Source organism: Thermus sp., assembly GCF_037444525.1.
Lineage (GTDB): Bacteria > Deinococcota > Deinococci > Deinococcales > Thermaceae > Thermus.
On the sequence record NZ_JBBIMD010000014.1, the window covers coordinates 1 to 15,027 of the forward strand.

Annotated in this window: 14 protein-coding genes and 1 pseudogene; 6 read left to right on the top strand and 9 right to left on the bottom strand. The window is 68.0% G+C overall.

The genetic code is table 11. From position 1 onward, the window contains the following. On the top strand, nt 1-451 hold a 451-nt coding region (locus WKI94_RS03480), incomplete at its 5' end, for an SAM-dependent methyltransferase (RefSeq protein WP_337844390.1). After that, nucleotides 448-1,416, top strand: coding sequence for a 6-phosphofructokinase (gene pfkA, locus WKI94_RS03485; protein ID WP_337844391.1), 969 nt, complete (start codon nt 448-450; stop codon nt 1,414-1,416). The genes WKI94_RS03480 and pfkA, both read left to right, overlap by 4 nt. On the opposite strand, the gene WKI94_RS03490 is transcribed toward pfkA, so the two are convergent. From WKI94_RS03490 to WKI94_RS03520, 7 genes and pseudogenes are all read right to left on the bottom strand, one after another. After that, nucleotides 1,413-1,871 carry a hypothetical protein gene (locus WKI94_RS03490; RefSeq protein ID WP_337844392.1) on the bottom strand — a complete coding sequence of 153 codons (459 nt, stop codon included), beginning with the start codon at nt 1,869-1,871 and terminating at the stop codon, nt 1,413-1,415. The two genes, pfkA and WKI94_RS03490, sit on opposite strands and share 4 nt — an antisense overlap. A gap of 9 nt (nt 1,872-1,880) precedes the next feature. Next, on the bottom strand, nt 1,881-4,217 hold the full coding sequence (pheT, locus tag WKI94_RS03495) for a phenylalanine--tRNA ligase subunit beta (protein ID WP_337844393.1): 2,337 nt from the start codon (nt 4,215-4,217) through the stop codon (nt 1,881-1,883). Further along, nucleotides 4,214-5,269 (bottom strand): phenylalanine--tRNA ligase subunit alpha, encoded by a 1,056-nt coding sequence (gene pheS, locus WKI94_RS03500; protein ID WP_337844394.1) that lies wholly within the window; start codon nt 5,267-5,269, stop codon nt 4,214-4,216. Before pheS ends, pheT begins: the two co-directional genes overlap by 4 nt. Before the next feature lie 61 nt (nt 5,270-5,330). Then, nucleotides 5,331-5,891 (bottom strand): 5-formyltetrahydrofolate cyclo-ligase, encoded by a 561-nt coding sequence (locus tag WKI94_RS03505; protein WP_337844395.1) that lies wholly within the window; start codon nt 5,889-5,891, stop codon nt 5,331-5,333. Next, complete coding sequence (locus WKI94_RS03510; RefSeq protein ID WP_337844397.1) at nt 5,888-6,295, bottom strand: hypothetical protein; 408 nt, start codon at nt 6,293-6,295, stop codon at nt 5,888-5,890. Before WKI94_RS03510 ends, WKI94_RS03505 begins: the two co-directional genes overlap by 4 nt. Next, nucleotides 6,292-6,663, bottom strand: coding sequence for a DUF433 domain-containing protein (locus tag WKI94_RS03515; RefSeq protein ID WP_337844426.1), 372 nt, complete (start codon nt 6,661-6,663; stop codon nt 6,292-6,294). The genes WKI94_RS03510 and WKI94_RS03515 overlap by 4 nt, the downstream gene beginning before the upstream one ends. A gap of 93 nt (nt 6,664-6,756) precedes the next feature. Further along, nucleotides 6,757-6,984, bottom strand: a pseudogene (locus WKI94_RS03520) (helix-turn-helix domain-containing protein); the annotation flags it as partial. Nucleotides 6,985-7,022: 38 nt separating this feature from the next. Between WKI94_RS03520 and dnaE the strand changes: the two are divergent. The 4 genes from dnaE (at nt 7,023) to WKI94_RS03540 (ending at nt 13,355) form a co-directional block, all read left to right on the top strand. Further along, nucleotides 7,023-10,688 (top strand): DNA polymerase III subunit alpha, encoded by a 3,666-nt coding sequence (gene dnaE / locus WKI94_RS03525; RefSeq protein WP_337844398.1) that lies wholly within the window; start codon nt 7,023-7,025, stop codon nt 10,686-10,688. Between the two features lie 64 nt (nt 10,689-10,752). Continuing rightward, nucleotides 10,753-11,658 (top strand): hydroxymethylbilane synthase, encoded by a 906-nt coding sequence (hemC, locus tag WKI94_RS03530; protein WP_337844399.1) that lies wholly within the window; start codon nt 10,753-10,755, stop codon nt 11,656-11,658. Between the two features lie 60 nt (nt 11,659-11,718). Further along, the gene (locus WKI94_RS03535) at nt 11,719-12,114 is read left to right on the top strand and encodes a transcriptional repressor (protein WP_337844400.1); all 396 of its coding nucleotides are present in this window, start codon (nt 11,719-11,721) and stop codon (nt 12,112-12,114) included. After that, nucleotides 12,114-13,355 carry a folylpolyglutamate synthase/dihydrofolate synthase family protein gene (locus WKI94_RS03540; RefSeq protein WP_337844401.1) on the top strand — a complete coding sequence of 414 codons (1,242 nt, stop codon included), beginning with the start codon at nt 12,114-12,116 and terminating at the stop codon, nt 13,353-13,355. The genes WKI94_RS03535 and WKI94_RS03540 overlap by 1 nt, the downstream gene beginning before the upstream one ends. Here WKI94_RS03540 and WKI94_RS03545 read toward each other — a convergent pair. Beyond that, nucleotides 13,321-14,478, bottom strand: coding sequence for an aminotransferase class I/II-fold pyridoxal phosphate-dependent enzyme (locus tag WKI94_RS03545; protein ID WP_337844402.1), 1,158 nt, complete (start codon nt 14,476-14,478; stop codon nt 13,321-13,323). The two genes, WKI94_RS03540 and WKI94_RS03545, sit on opposite strands and share 35 nt — an antisense overlap. Beyond that, nucleotides 14,471-14,965 carry a MogA/MoaB family molybdenum cofactor biosynthesis protein gene (locus WKI94_RS03550; protein ID WP_337844403.1) on the bottom strand — a complete coding sequence of 165 codons (495 nt, stop codon included), beginning with the start codon at nt 14,963-14,965 and terminating at the stop codon, nt 14,471-14,473. Before WKI94_RS03550 ends, WKI94_RS03545 begins: the two co-directional genes overlap by 8 nt. Nucleotides 14,966-15,027 lie beyond the last annotated feature (62 nt).

A 15,027-nucleotide genomic window follows, 5' to 3' on the forward strand; every position in this document is an offset into this window, starting at 1 on the left:
CCTGGTGGTCTCGGGCCTTCCCACCCACCGCTTCACCTTTGAGGGCTTCCTGCCCAAGGGGGGGAAGGAGCGGAGGGCCCGCCTCGAGGCCCTGGCCCGGGAGGGGCGGACCGCGGTGCTCTACGAAAGCCCCCACCGCCTGCGAAAGACCCTGGAGGACCTCCTCGCGGTCTACAGCCCCCATCACCCCGTGGCCGTGGCCCGGGAGCTTACGAAGCTCCACGAGGAGGTCTACCGGGGCACCCTGGAGGGGGCCTTGGCCCATTTCCAAAAGCCCAAGGGGGAGTTCGTCCTGGTCCTGGCCCCCAAGGAGGAGGCGCCCCCGGAGGGGCGGGCCCTCCTGGAGGCCCTAAGGAGGGAGGGGCTTGAGGGGAAGGCGCTGGTGAAGGCTTTGGTGGAGCGGGGCCTTTCCCGGAACGAGGCTTACCGAATGGCCATGGAGGAGGAATGAAGCGAATCGGCGTGTTCACAAGCGGCGGGGATGCCCCGGGGATGAACGCGGCCATCCGGGCTGTGGTGCGCCAGGCCTACGCCTTGGGCGTGGAGGTCATCGGCATCCGGCGGGGCTACGCAGGGATGATCCTGGGGGAGATGCTCCCCTTGGGCGTGCGGGACGTGGCCAACATCCTCCAGCGGGGGGGGACCATCCTCCTCACCGCGAGGAGCCAGGAGTTCATGACGGAGGAGGGCCGGGCCAAGGCGGCAGAGAAGCTGAGGGCCGCGGGGATAGAGGGCCTGGTGGCCATCGGGGGGGACGGGACCTTCCGGGGGGCCATGCGCCTTTTGGAGGAGCACCGCATCCCCGTGGTGGGGGTGCCGGGCACCATAGACAACGATCTCTACGGTACGGACTACACCATCGGCTTTGACACCGCGGTGAACACCGCCCTCGAGGCCATAGACCGCATCCGCGACACCGCAGCAAGCCACGAGCGGGTCTTCTTCATAGAGGTCATGGGGCGCCACGCGGGCTTCATCGCCCTGGAGGTGGGCCTGGCGGGGGGGGCGGAGGTCATCGCCCTGCCTGAGGAGCCCCTGGACCCCAAGACCGTGGCCGAAACCCTGGCCGCCTCCCAGGCCCGGGGCAAGACCAGCTCCATCGTGGTGGTGGCGGAAGGGGCCTACCCTGAAGGGGCTTTGGGGCTTCTAAAGGCCATCCAGGCCCACATGGCCCTGGAGGCCCGGGTCACGGTCCTGGGCCACATCCAACGAGGGGGCTCCCCAACGGCCAAGGACCGGGTGCTGGCGAGCTGCTTGGGGGCCGCGGCGGTGGAGGCCCTCACGGGAGGGGCCAGCGGGGTCATGGTGGGGGAGGTGGAGGGGGAGGTGGAGATCACCCCCCTCAAGGAGGCGGTGGAGCGGAGGAAGGACATCCGCCGGGATCTTCTCGCCCTTTCCCGCGTCCTGGCCCTTTAGGGGTGGCGGTCAAGCCCCAAGGCCTTCCGCGCCCAAGGGGTCTCCCAGGCCCAGCGGAAGGCGGCCCGGGCAAAGGGGCTCTGCCCCACCCCCTCGTACACCGGGGTGGGGAGGCGGAGGCTTGGGTAGCGCACCCCCGCCCCAGGCAGGACCTCAAAGGGGAAGGCGGTCCAGAGCACCAGGGCCAGGAAGAGGCCCAGCACCCCTCCGCCCAGCCCCCCAAGGACCCGCTCCCAGAGAGGGCTTAGGGGGGGAAGGGGGAGGCTTTTGGAAAGCGCCCCCAAGAGGAGGCCAAGCCCCAGGGCCCACCCCCACCCCCCAAGCCCCGCCGTGGCCAGGAGGAGGTAGAGCAAGACCCCAAGCCCCGCCCCCAGGAAGGGGAGGCCAACCCGGACCCCGAGGGCCAGGCCCAGGCTCAGGCTCAGGAGGGCCAGGAGGTCCACCCAGGTGAGCATGCCCTCAGTTTACCCCCGGATGTCCAGTCCCCGGGCCCTTAGGGCGGCTAGGATCCGCCCCATGGCCTCCTCCACCTCCTCGTCCTTCAGGGTGCGCTCGGGGTGGCGGAAGCGGAGGTGGAAGGCCAGGCTCTTGGTGCCCTCCTTGAGGGGCGGGCCCTGGTAGAGGTCAAAGAGGGAAAGCTCTTCCAGGTAGGGCCCCGCGGCCTCCAACAGGATCTTTTCCACCTCGCCGTAGGGGGTCTCCTCCGGGGCCACCACCGCCAGGTCCCGAAAGGCAGGGGGATGGCGGGAGGGGTCTTGGAAGCGGAAGGCCTTTTCGGGAAGGGGGAGGGTGAGCTCAAAAAGGTGCACCGGGGGAAGCTCCAAGGCCTTCTGGATGGCGGGGTGGAGGGTTCCCATGAACCCTACCCCTTGGCCCTCCACCAAGACCCGCCCCGAAACCCCGGGGTGGAGGAAGGGGAAGGGGTGGGGCTCCACCGCAAGCCCCAGGCCCATCCGGGCCAGGAGGGCCTCGAGGTACCCCTTAAGGAGGTAGTACCCCCCAAGGGCCTCCCCCTTCCAGGGAAGCCCCACCCCCTCCCCCAGGAGGAGGCCCGCCAGGTGGGTCCTCTCCTCCTCCTGGAAGACCCGCCCCAGCTCAAAGACCAGCGCCCTCTCCAACCGGTCCAGGTCCAGGTTGGCCTTCAGGGCCCGCACGAGCCCAGGGAAGAGGTGGGTGCGGAGGGCGGCCTTCTCCGGGGCCAGGGGGTTTTTGAGGTGCAAGGGGGGCGGGGGGAGGCGGAAGAGGAGGGCGTCCTTTGGGTCCATGAAGCTATAGGTGTAGACCTCCTGGAAGCCCAGGCCCGCAAGGAGGTCCCTTAGGGCCTCCTCCTTCTGGTAAGGCCTTTCGGCCCCCCGGTTGTCCGGGGCGGGGAAGAAGGCGGGGAGGTCCATTGGGATGGTCTCGTACCCCTGGAGCCGGGCCACCTCCTCTATGAGGTCCTCCTCCCCCCTAAGGTCCAGCCGCCAGCTTGGGGGGGTGACCCTATAGGGGCCTTCCCCTTCCACGAGGCAGCCCAGGCGCCTTAGGGCCTCCAGCTGCTCCCTTTCTGGGTAGGTCGTGCCCAGAAGGCGGTTCGCCCGCTCGGGGCTAAAGGGAATGGGGCCAGGGGCCTCGTCCTCCCCCGCCTCCAGCACCCTTTCCGCCACCCGGGCCCCCGTGAGGGCCTGGAGGAGGGCCAGGGCCCGCCGCTGCGCCGGGATCTGGCCCATGGGGTCCACCCCCCGCTCAAAGCGGTGGCTGGCCTCTGTGCGCAGGCCGTGCCGGCGGGCGGTCTTGCGGATGAAGAGGGGGTGGAAGCGGGCCACCTCCAGGGCGATGGCCTCCGTGTCCGGCCGCACTTCGCTCTCCTCCCCGCCCATGACCCCCGCAAGGCCCACCGGCCAGCTCTCCTCCCCCCGGTAGGCGGCGATGACCAGATCCTCGGGGTGGAGGGTCCGCTCCACCCCGTCCAGGGTCCTTAGCCTTTCCCCCGGCCGGGCCCGCCGCACCAGGATCCCCTCCCCAATGAAGCGCAGGTCAAAGGCGTGCATGGGCTGGGCGAGCTCCAGCATCGCGTAGTTGGTCACGTCCACCGCGTTCAGGAGGGGGCGCATCCCCGCGGCGAAGAGGCGGCGCTGGAGCCAAAGGGGGCTTGGGCCTAGCCTTAGGCCGAAAGCGTAGCCCAAGGTGAAGCGGGGGGCCCCCTCGGGGTCCTCCACCCTTAGGCCGAAGGGAGGGGGGACAGGCTCGGTCTTTAGGGGGAACTCGGGAATGTGGAGGGCGTAGCCTAAGGCGTGGAGGTCCCGGGCGAGGCCGAGAAGCCCTAGGGCATCCGGGCGGTTCGGGGTGACCTCAATCTCCAAAACGGTCTCCTCGGGCCAGGCCTCGGCCAGGGGGGTCCCTGGGGGGAGGGCGTCCGGAGGGAGTTCCAGAAGCCCCCCGCCGTACTCCCCCACCCCAAGCTCCTTGGGGGAGAGGGCCATGCCGTGGGAGCGCACCCCTTGGATGACCCGCTCCCCGATCCGCATCCCCCCCACCTCCGTCCCCGGGAGGACCAGGGCCACCCCTATCCCTTCCCGGGCGTTTTCCGCCCCCGAGACCACCTCCACCGCACGCCCCGCGTCCAGGAGGAGGCGCTTTAGGTGGGTGCCGGGGATGGGGTGGGCCTCGAGGACCCGGGCGAAAACCACCCCGGCCGGCAGGGCGAAGGTCCTTTCCATCCGGTCCGTCTCAAACCCCAAGCCCGCAAGGCGTTCCTCCAAGACCTCGGGGCTTTCCAGCTCGGGCAGATATTCCTTAAGCCAGGAGAAGGGCACCCTCATGAGGGGGGGGGGAAGGCTTCCAGAAACTTAAGCCGGCCCCCGAAGAAGTAGCGGATGTCGGGGATGCCATAGCGGAGCATGGCGAGCCTTTCCACCCCAAGCCCGAAGGCGAAGCCCGTGACCCCCTGGTAGGCGGGGGGAAGGCCCAGCCTTTGCCGGTAGGCGTCCACCGCCTGGAAGACCTTGGGGTGGACCATCCCCGCGCCCCCAAGCTCCAGCCACTTCCCCCCCTCGGGCCACCAGAGGGCGAACTGGGCCCCCGGTTCCACGAAGGGGAAATAGATGGGCTGGAAGCGCACCCGGGACTTTGGGCCATAGAGGGCCTGGGCCAGCTCGTAGATGGCCCCCTTGAGGTGGGCCATGGTGATCCCCTCCCCCACCACCAAGCCTTCCAGCTGGTGGAAGACCGCCTCGTGGGTGGCGTCCGTCTGCTCAAAGCGGAAGACCCGCCCCGGCACCACGATGCGAAAAGGGGGGGTGTGGGCCACCATGTAGCGCACCTGCATGGGGGAGGTGTGGGTGCGAAGGAGAAGCCTCCCTTCCGCTTTCTCCCCCCAGGGGCCCCTTAGGGTGAAGGCCTCCGAGGGCTCCAGCCAGAAGGTGTCCCACATGTCCCGGGCGGGGTGGTGCTCGGGGATGTTCAGGGCATCAAAGTTGAAGAACTCGCTCTCCACCTCGGGGCCTTCCACCGCCTGGTACCCCAGGGCGCGGAAGACGCCAAGGAGCTCCCGGGTGATGAGGGTGATGGGATGGAGCCCCCCCACGAAGAGGCGCGCCCCGGGGAGGGTCACGTCCAGGCGCTCCCCTTTAAGGGCCTCCTCCAGGGCCCTTTCCTCCAGGGCCCTTTCCCGCTCCTCCAGGGCTTTCTCCAGGGCCTCCTTTAGGGCGTTCAGCTCCTGCCCTTTCCGCCTCTTCTCTTCCAGGGGCAGGTGGGCGAGCTCTTTAAGGGCCTGGGTGAGGAGGCCCTTTTTGCCCAGGTAGCGGGCCTTTAGGGCCTTTAGGACCTCGAGGTCCTGGGCGTTTTGTATGGCGGAAAGCGCTTCCTCCAGCATCGTCCCCCTCTTCCCCAAGAGGATACCCAAGCGCCCCTCCCTTGGAAAGCCCAGGGAACCCTCAGAACCGGAGGAGCCGGTGCGGGGTGGCGAGGAGCTGGACCCGCCGCTCGGGCTCCACGGGAAGCCTGGGGTAGACCATCACCGGGTGGGCCAGGGTGGCGAAGGGGGCCTCCACCCTAAGCCAGCTTTGGGGGAAGCCGTAGCCCTTGCCCACCCAACCCCCCTCCTCGTCCACCGCCACCGCCCCGATGAGGACCAGGTCTATGGGCTCCTTCTCCACGTCCACCGCCTCCCCGTACCGGTAGGCCTCCCGCACCCGCTTTAGGCGCCTGGGGTCTAGGTCTTTGAGGCGTAGGAAGGCCCTCGGCCGGTCGGGGTGGGGGAGGAGGAGGACCTTGCCCCCCCTTAGGGCGGCCTCCCGCAAGGGTTTCAGGACGGCGTCCATCCCCGCGAGGATGACCCGCGCCCTTTGGAACTCTGGGGTGTTCAGGAGGAGCTCCGCCGCCCGGCGCGCCCCCTTGAAGTTGGGGTGGTGGCCATGGGGCGGGGTGGGGTGGAGGGCCAGGTCGTGGCGGGCGAGAAGGTTCCAGACCTCTTCCCGGAGCTCGCCTGGGGTCACAAAATCCTCCTCAAGATGAAGCGGCTTTTGCCCACCTTCTTTAGGTTAATCTCAAAGCGAGCCACCACCGGTGGGGGATAGCGTTGAAAAAAGGCCTCCACCTTGCCTTGGGCTTGGTGGAAGGCTGAGGCCAGCTCGTTGGCCCAATTCCCATGCTTGGGCGGGGGCAGCAGGATAACCCGGCTTTGGGTTTGAAGCAGAGTGCTCTTTTCCACGGGGTTGCGGTGCATTCGGTGGTCAAAGGTTAGAAGGATCCAGCCCCGCCCGGCAATCTCTAGAGGAAGAGCTTCGTCGGGATGATCCGGTGGAAAATGCTCATCGTGAAGTTCTACCACAAGGCCTAGGCCCCTTATTTGGCCAAATTGTTTTCCGAGATTTCGGTCACAGAAGAAAACCAGGCTCATGCCACCTGGGGTAAGCCCTCCAGGTTTTCAAAGAGAATGGCTTCCCGAACTTCTTGCAGGCTAAGGCCGTAGTCCTCTGCCAAGCTCTCCGGGCTTTCTCCGGCTTCAAAGCGGGAGGCGATGACCTGGGTACGCACCCCCCGCACCACAGGTTTTCCAAAAGCCACCCTGGGATCCAAAAGCACCCGGTGTGCTTTGCCTCTGGGGTGAAACCGGAGGGGTAGGCCTTTGGGGTCCCTCTCCACGCGGGCCAGGTACTCTTGCAGGATTTCCCGAAGGGCCAGCTGGCTGCCTCGGGAAAGGGCAAGGAGGTTTCCCCCTTCCTCTATGAAGATTTCCCTCAGGCCCGCCTTCAGGTCTAAGAGCAAAGGGCGTTTATACCCCAGTCTCTGTGCATGCTCCAGGGCTGTTCGCACCCGGGCCATAGATACGCCATGAACCTGCCGTGGGGCGGCGAGGACGTTGGCCTCTATAAGGTTGTTGAAGGAAAGGAGTTCCCCCGGTGGGTGGATAAGAGGAGGAGAACGGCGCTCGCCTTCCCGCGTGGGGTAGGACCGCCCGCGCACCCACGAGCGGAGGGTGGCTTCGGAAAGCCCCAAGTGGCGCGCGGCTTCCTTAAGGGTGTAGAGCGGTTGCTCTTCGGGTGGAGCCTTCTCTAGGGTAAAGACTGAGCCCTCCCGCACCCCCATGCCCCACCTCCCAAGGGGGAGTTTACACTAGGGGAGCCATGGGCCAAAAGCTCCGCTTCGCCCACCTCCACCAGCACACCCAGTATTCCCTTCTGGACGGGGCCGCCAAGCTTTCCGACCTCCTCCAGTGGGTGAAGGAGGTCTCCCCTGAGGACCCCGCCCTGGCCATGACGGACCACGGCAACCTTTTCGGGGCCCTGGAGTTTTACAAGAAGGCCACGGCCCTCGGCGTGAAGCCCATCATCGGCTACGAGGCCTACGTGGCCGCGGAAAGCCGCTTTGACCGCAAGCGGGGGAAGGGCCTGGACGGCGGCTACTTCCACCTCACCCTCCTGGCCAAGGACTTCAAGGGCTACCAGAACCTGGTGCGTCTCGCCACCCGGGCTTACCTGGAAGGATTTTACGAAAAGCCCCGCATAGACCGGGAGATCCTCCGCGAGCACGCGGAAGGGCTCATTGCCCTTTCGGGTTGCCTGGGGGCGGAGATTCCCCAGTTCATCCTCCAGGACCGGTTGGACCTGGCGGAGGCCCGCCTAAACGAGTACCTTTCCATCTTCGGGGACCGCTTCTTCATAGAGATCCAGAACCACGGCCTCCCCGAGCAAGGGAAGGTGAACGCGGTCCTCAAGGAGTTTGCCCGCAAGTACGGCCTGGGGATGGTGGCCACCAACGACGGCCACTACGTGCGCAAGGAGGACGCCCGGGCCCACGAGGTGCTCCTCGCCATCCAGTCCAAGAGCACCCTGGACGATGAGGACCGCTGGCGCTTTCCCTGCGACGAGTTCTACGTGAAAACCCCTGAAGAGATGCGGGCCGTGCTCCCGAAGGAGGAGTGGGGGGATGAGCCCTTTGACAACACGGTGGAGATCGCCCGCATGTGCAACGTGGACCTGCCCATCGGGGACAAGATGGTCTACCGCATCCCCCGCTACCCCCTCCCCGAGGGGCGCACGGAGGCCCAGTACCTGATGGAGCTCACCCTGAAGGGCCTCCTCAAGCGCTACCCCGACCGCATCACCGAGGCCTTCTACCGGGAGGTCTTCCGCAGGCTGGGGCTCCTTCCCCCCCACGGGGACGGGGAGGCCATGGCGGAGGCCCTGGCCCAGGTGGGCTGGGGGGTGTGGGAGGGGCTTAGGGCCGAGCTTCCCCCCCTCGAGGGCGTGGAGGAATGGACGGCGGAGGCCATCCTCCACCGGGCCCTGTATGAGCTATCCGTGATTGAGAAGATGGGCTTTCCCGGCTACTTCCTCATCGTGCAGGACTACATCAACTGGGCCCGGGCGAACGGGATCTCCGTGGGGCCTGGCCGGGGAAGCGCCGCGGGGAGCCTGGTGGCCTACGCGGTGGGGATCACCAACATAGACCCCTTGCGCTTTGGCCTCCTCTTTGAGCGCTTCCTGAACCCCGAGCGGGTGTCCATGCCGGATATTGACACCGACTTCTCCGACCGGGAGCGGGACCGGGTCATCCAGTACGTGAAGGCCCGCTACGGGGAGGACAAGGTGGCCCAGATCGGCACCCTGGGGACCTTGGCCTCCAAGGCGGCCCTCAAGGACGTGGCCCGGGTTTACGGGATCCCCCATAAAAGGGCGGAGGAGCTCGCCAAGCTCATCCCCGTGCAGTTTGGCAAGCCCAAACCCTTGCAGGAGGCCATCCAGGTGGTGCCGGAGCTCAGGGCGGAGATGGAAAAAGACCCCAAGGTGCGGGAGGTGCTGGAGGTGGCCATGCGCCTGGAAGGCCTGAACCGCCACGCCTCCGTGCACGCCGCCGGGGTGGTCATCGCCGCGGAGCCCCTCACGGACCTGGTCCCCCTTATGCGGGACACCAGCGGGGAGGCGGTGGTGACCCAGTACGACATGGGGGCGGTGGAGGCCCTGGGCCTTTTGAAGATGGACTTCCTGGGCCTAAGGACCCTCACCTTCCTGGACGAGGCCAAGCGCATCGTGAAGGAGTCCAAAGGGGTGGAGCTGGACTACGACCGCCTCCCCCTGGACGACCCCAAGACCTTCGCCCTCCTGGCCCGGGGGGAGACCAAGGGGGTCTTCCAGCTGGAGTCCGGGGGGATGACGGCCACGGTGCGGGGGCTTAAGCCTAGGCGCCTGGAGGACATCATCGCCCTGGTGTCCCTTTACCGCCCGGGGCCTATGGAGCACATCCCCACCTACATCCGCCGCCACCATGGCCAGGAGCCGGTGAACTACGCGGAGTTCCCCCATGCGGAGAAGTACCTTAGGCCCATCCTGGACGAGACCTACGGCATCCCCGTTTACCAGGAGCAGATCATGCAGATCGCCGCCCAGGTGGCGGGGTACTCCCTGGGGGAGGCGGACCTTCTCCGGAGGGCCATGGGGAAGAAGAAAGTGGAGGAGATGCAGAAGCACCGGGCCCGGTTCGTCCGGGGGGCGGCGGAGCGGGGGGTGCCCGAGGAGGAGGCCAACCGGCTCTTTGACATGCTGGAGGCCTTTGCCAATTATGGCTTTAACAAGAGCCACGCCGCCGCCTACTCCCTCCTTTCCTACCAGACCGCCTACGTGAAGGCCCACTACCCGGTGGAGTTCATGGCCGCCCTCCTCTCCGTGGAGCGGCACGATTCCGACAAGGTGGCGGAGTACATCCGGGACGCCCGGGCCATGGGCATCCCCGTCCTGCCCCCCGACGTGAACCGCTCAGGCTTTGACTTCAAGGTGGTGGGGGGGGAGATCCTCTTCGGGCTTTCCGCGGTGAAGAACGTGGGGGAGGCTGCGGCCCGGGCCATCCTGGAGGAAAGGGAGCGGGGGGGTCCCTATCGGAGCCTTGGGGACTTCCTAAAGCGCCTCCCTGAACAGGTGGTGAACAAGCGGGCCCTAGAGTCCTTGGTGAAGGCCGGGGCCCTGGACGCCTTTGGGGACCGGGCGAGGCTCCTCGCCTCCCTCGAGGCCCTCCTCAAATGGGCGGCACAGGAGCGGGAAAGGGCCCGCTCGGGGATGATGGGCCTCTTCCAGGAGGTGGCGGAGCCCCCCCTTCTTTCCGTCCCCCCCTTGGACGAGATCACCCGCCTGCGCTACGAGAAGGAGGCCCTAGGGATCTACGTCTCCGGCCACCCGGTGCTCCGCTACCCGGGCCTCAGGGAGACCGCCACCTGCACCCTGGAGGAGCTTCAAGAGTTTGCCAAGGGGCCCGGCCGGCCCCGGCTCCTCCTTGCGGGCATGGTGGAGGAGGTGGTGCGCAAGCCCACCCGGAGTGGGGGGATGATGGTCCGCTTCACCCTCTCCGACGAGACGGGGGCCCAGGAGGTGGTGGCCTTCGGCCGCTTCTACGAGTTCGTCTCCCCCAAGCTCAAGGAGGACCTCCCTGTCCTGGTGCTGGCGGAGGTGGAGCGCACCGAGGAAAACCTCCGGGTGGTGGCCCTTTCCGTCTGGCCCTACGAGGAGCTCCAGGAGATGCCGAGGGCCATAGAGGTGGAGGCGGACCACGCCCTTTTGGACGAGCGGGGTATCGCCCACTTGAAAAGCCTCCTGGACGAGCACCCTGGCGACCTTCCCCTTTACCTTAGGGTCCAGGCGCCCTTTGGGGAGGCGGTCTTCGCCTTGAGGGAGGTGCGGGTTTCCGAGGCGGTCCTGCCCCTCCTCGAGGCCGAGGGCTTCCGCGCCTACCTCCTCCCCGACCGGGAACCCCTCCTCCAGGGGCCGAACGGCGGCCCCAAGGAGGAGGTTGTGCCCTTCTGAGGCCTTTCTAGGGGTCTAAAGGGGAGGGCCCCGCCCGCCCTCCGGTCTTGTACTATGGGAAAGTATGCGCGTCATCGTGGTGGGAACCCGGGGGAGTGCCCTGGCCCTGGCCCAGACCCGCTTCGTGGTGGAGCGCCTGAAGGAGAGCTGGCCCGAGGCGGAGTTCAAGGTGAAGACCATCAAGACCCGGGGGGACCAGGGGGCTAGTCCCAGGGAGCAGGCCATCTTCGTCAAGGAGCTGCAGGAAGCCCTCCTCGCCCGGGAGATTGACATCGCCGTCCACTCCCTCAAGGACCTGCCCACGGAGGAACCTCCAGGGCTCAAGATCGCCGCGGTGCCCCGCCGCCAAGACCCCCGGGACGTTTTCCTGGGCAAGACCTACAAGCGCCTGGAGGACCTGCCTACGGGGGCGGTGGTGGGCACGAGCTCCGTGCGCCGCAAGGCCCAGCTCCTCGCCCACCGTCCGGACCTGGAGGTGCGGCCCCTTAGGGGCAACGTGGACACCCGTCTGGCCGCCCTCGGCAACGGGGAGTACGACGGCATCATCCTTGCGGCCGCGGGCCTCATCCGGCTGGACCTCAGGAACCGCATAGACCAGTTCCTAGACCCCGGGGTCATGCTCCCCGCCCCCGGCCAGGGGGCCTTGGCCCTGGAGGTGCGCCAGGGGGACGACCTGGCGGAGGAGTTCGTCTACGCCCTCCACCACCACCCCTCCTACGACCGGGTGCGGGCGGAGCGGGCCTTCCTGAAGGGCCTTGGGGCCGGATGCCTGGCCCCGGTGGGGGCTTTGGCCCAGGTGGAGGAGGACGGGCTTTTGCGCCTGGAGGGCATCCTCCTCTCCCCCGATGGCAAGAGTTTCCTGCGAGCGGAGATTGAGGGTGAGGCCTCCGAGGCGGAGGAGCTTGGCCTGGAACTCGCCCAGGACGTGCTGGAGCAGGGGGGGCGGGAGATCCTGGCCAAGAGCCTTTAACCCCAAAAGGCGAGCGGTTCACTGGAGTTTTGCCCCCCTTTGGGGTATAGTGGCCGGTAGATGGCGCTGAAGCGCTTGACCCGCCAACGCAAGGCCGTCCTGGAGGTGGTGCAGAAGGCCCACCACCACCCCGACGCCGCCTGGATCTACCAGGAGGTGCGCAAGCTGGTGCCCAACGTAAGCCTGGGGACCATCTACCGCACCCTCGAGGCCCTGGTGGAGGAGGGCTACCTGGTCCCCATCACCCGGGCAGGGGAGGCCACCCGGTACGACGCCCGCCTCCACCCGCACCACCACCTGGTCTGCGAGCGGTGCGGGGAGATCGTGGACCTGGAGGTGGACCTCCCCGACCTCCTGCGTCCGGTGCGGGCGGCCTACCCCGGGCTCGAGGTCCAGGGGGCGGAGGTGGTTTATAGGGGCCTCTGCCCCGCCTGCCAGAAGGCCCTCCAGGGCTGATGGGCCCCCTGGCCTGGCTCTACGCCCGGCAGCGCCTCTTTAGCCCGGGTCTGGAGCGGGTTCGGGCCCTTCTCGCCCGCCTGGGGGACCCCCAAGGGGCCTACCCTGTGGCCCTGGTGGGAGGGACCAACGGCAAGGGGAGCGCCGCCCGGGCCCTGGCGGCCATCCTGGAGGAGGCCGGGCTTAAGGTGGGGCTTTACACCAGCCCCCACCTGGTGGACTTCCGCGAGCGGATCGCCGTTCAGGGGGCCTGGATTCCCGAGGGGCACCTTCGCGCCCTCCTGGAGGAGGTCCGCCCCCACGCGGAGGCTCTGGGGGCGAGCTTCTTTGAGATCGCCACCGCCACCGCCCTCCTCCACTTCGCCCGGGAGGGGGTGGGGTTCGCCGTTTTGGAGGTGGGGCTTGGGGGCAGGCTGGATGCCACCAACGCCGCGGAGCCCCAGCTTTCCATCGTCACCAACATCGGCCACGACCACCTGGAGGTCCTGGGCCCCACCCTGAGGGAGGTGGCCCGGGAAAAGGCGGGGATCTTCCGCAAGGGGGTACCCGCCCTCACCGCTGCCCGGGGGGAGGGGCTTCTCGCCCTAAAGGAGGAGGCCCGGGCCCGGGGCACGCCCCTTTCCGTCCTGGGGGAGGACTTCTTCGTGGAGGGGGTGTGCCCCCTTCCCCAGGGCCTGGCCTTCACCCTGCAGGCGGGAGGGGAGCGCCTTAGCCTAAAGACCCCCCTCCTCGGCCCCCACCAGGCGGAGAACCTGGCCCTGGCCGCCCTCGGGGGCCTCCTCCTGGGGGCGGGCCGGGAGGCGGTGGCCCGGGGGGTGGCGCGGGCGGAAAACCCAGGGCGGCTGCAACGCCTTCCCTTGGGGAAGGGCGGGGAGGTGGTCCTGGACGGGGCCCACAACCCGGAAGGGGCCTGGGCCCTAAGGGCGGCCCTTCAGGCCCACGGCCTTCTCCCCTCCGCCTTGGTCCTTGGCTTCTCCCGGGACAAGGACCACCCGGCTCTGGCCGAGGCCTTTAGGGGCCTTGGCCCCGTGGTCCTCACCCGCTACGCTTCCCCAAGAAGCCAAGACCCAAAGGCCCTCCTTCCCCTCTTCCCCGGGGCCCACGTGGAGGATGAGCCCCTTAAGGCCCTGGAAAAGGCCTTGGCCTTGGCCCCCCGGGTGGTGGTGGCGGGAAGCCTCTACCTGGTGGGGGAGGTCCTGAGGGGCCTTAAGGGGCTTCCCCCCGAGGAGCGCTGGCAGTGAGGGTTTTCCGGATGGCCTCCGCCGCCTGCAGAAGCTCCGCCTCGGGCCGCACCAGGGCCAGGCGGACGAACCCCTTTCCCCCGGGCCCAAACCCCCGGCCCGGGGCCACGGCCACCCCCTCTTCCAGAAGCCTTAGGGCGAAGTCCAGGTCGTCCACCCCTTGGGGAAGCCTGCCCCAGAGGTACATGGTGGCCTTAGGGGGAAGGAGGTCCAGGGCACCTCTAAGGGCCTCCGCCAGGGCCAGGGCCCGCCGCCGGTAGGTTTCGGCGTAGGCCCTTAGGGTTTCCTCGGGGGTCTTGAGGGCCTCTACCCCCATGCGCAGGATGCCCGCGTAGGCGTTGAAGTCTATGACCCCTTTCACCCTTTCCAAAAGGGCGATGGCCTCCTGGCTCCCCAGGGCGAAGCCCAAGCGGAAGCCCGCCAGGTTGTAGCTCTTGGAGAGGGAGAAGAGCTCCACCACCCGTGCCCTCCCCCCAGGCAGGGCCAGGGGAGAGGGGGCCTTCCCCTCGTAGACCTGGTCCACGTAGGGGTTGTCGTGGACCAGCCAGAAGCCGTAGCGCTCCGCCAGGGCCAAGGCCTCTTCAAAGTAGCCCCAGTCGGCCACGGCCCCGGTGGGGTTGTTGGGGTAGTTCAGGAGGAGGACCTTGGCCCGCCTCAGGGCCTCCTCGGGGATGGCCTTTAGGTCCGCCAGGCCGTCAGGGCGCAGGGGGATGTGGAAGCAATCCAGGGAGGCCACCTTGGCCGCCCCGAAGTAGCTGGGGTAGGCCACCTCGGGGAGGAGGAGGAGGTCATGGGGTTCGGTGAGGGCCAGGAGGAGGTGGGCCAGGCCTTCTTGGCTGCCGATGAGGGCCAGGGCTTCCCGCCCGGGGTCCAGGGCCACCCCGTAGCGGGCCCGGTACCAAAGGGTGGCGGCCTCGAGGAAGGGGAGGGTGCAGGCCTTGAGGCAGTAGCCGTAGGTGCTCTTGTCCTCCAGGGCCTTCTTTAGGGCCTCCAGGGGGGCCTTGGGCGGGGGGAGGTCGGTGGAGCCGATGGAGAGGTCTATGACCCTTAGCCCCCTTTCCCGCACCTTCCTTTTGGCCTCGTCCACCACCAGGAAGACCGAGGGCTCGGGGACCCTACTCATGGTGCCCCTCCCGCCAGGGCTTGCCCGTGAGGAGGCTCAGGGCGTGGGGCAGGATGGGGAGGAGGGCCTCCAGGGACTCCCGCGCCCCCTTGGGGCTTCCCGGTAGGTTCACGATGAGGGTTTTTCCCCTAACCCCCGCCACCCCCCGGGAGAGGGCGGCCATGGGGGTCTTCTCCAGGCCTTTCAGGCGAATGAGCTCGGAAAGCCCCGGCACCTCCCGCTCCAGGACCTCCCGGGTGGCCTCGGGGGTGCGGTCTCTGGGGGCGAGGCCCGTGCCCCCGTTGGTCAGGATGAGGTCCAGCCCCTCCCGGTCGGCCCATAGCCTCAGGACCTTCTTGATGAGGGGGGGCTCGTCGGGGACGATCTCGTAGGCCACCACCTGGTAGGGCCCCCCCTCCATGGCCTCCCGCAGGGCCAGGTGGGTGGTGTCGACCCGCTCGCCCCGGGAGCCCTTGTCGGAAACGGTGAGGATGCCTACCCGGAACATTTCCCTTAAGCCTACCAAACCCCCACCCCCTTGGGGAGGGGGCAAAATACCCCACCCAAGCC